Origin of the sequence: Mesorhizobium sp. M2E.F.Ca.ET.209.01.1.1 (assembly GCF_004010375.2) — a bacterium.
Taxonomy (GTDB): domain Bacteria; phylum Pseudomonadota; class Alphaproteobacteria; order Rhizobiales; family Rhizobiaceae; genus Mesorhizobium.
In genome coordinates this window covers 1-338 of record NZ_SADP02000651.1, presented here as the reverse complement: position 1 = coordinate 338, position 338 = coordinate 1, and the positions used below count along the sequence as shown (strand labels likewise).

General features: G+C 56.8%; 1 protein-coding gene. It reads right to left on the bottom strand.

The window, feature by feature from the left end; translation table 11 throughout:
• The coding region (locus EN852_RS37295) for a low temperature requirement protein A (protein ID WP_189546527.1) at positions 1-338 on the bottom strand (338 nt) is incomplete at both ends.

Sequence of the window (338 nt, the reverse complement as noted above, 5' to 3'; positions counted from 1 at the left end):
TGAAGAGATTATGGGCGATCTTCGCCTTCTCGTCGGCGTTCTCGGCTTTTCTGGAGGCTTCCGCCTGTCCGTGATGGAAATAAATCCACCACATCGCGACGGTGCTGATGAAGGCGGAGCAGAAAACGACAAATGTCAGCCCGGAGTTCATAAATTCGGTTGCCGTCCGGCCGGTGGTCAGAATTGATTCTCCCAGACAGATGATGACAAACAGGGCGCAACGTTCCGCCAGATGCTCTCCGGAAAGATGCAGACTGTCGTCATCGCGAGAACGCAAGCCGGGGACAACATAGCGGCAGGCCGGACCGGCATACTCGATTGCGAGCGCCATGCCCCAC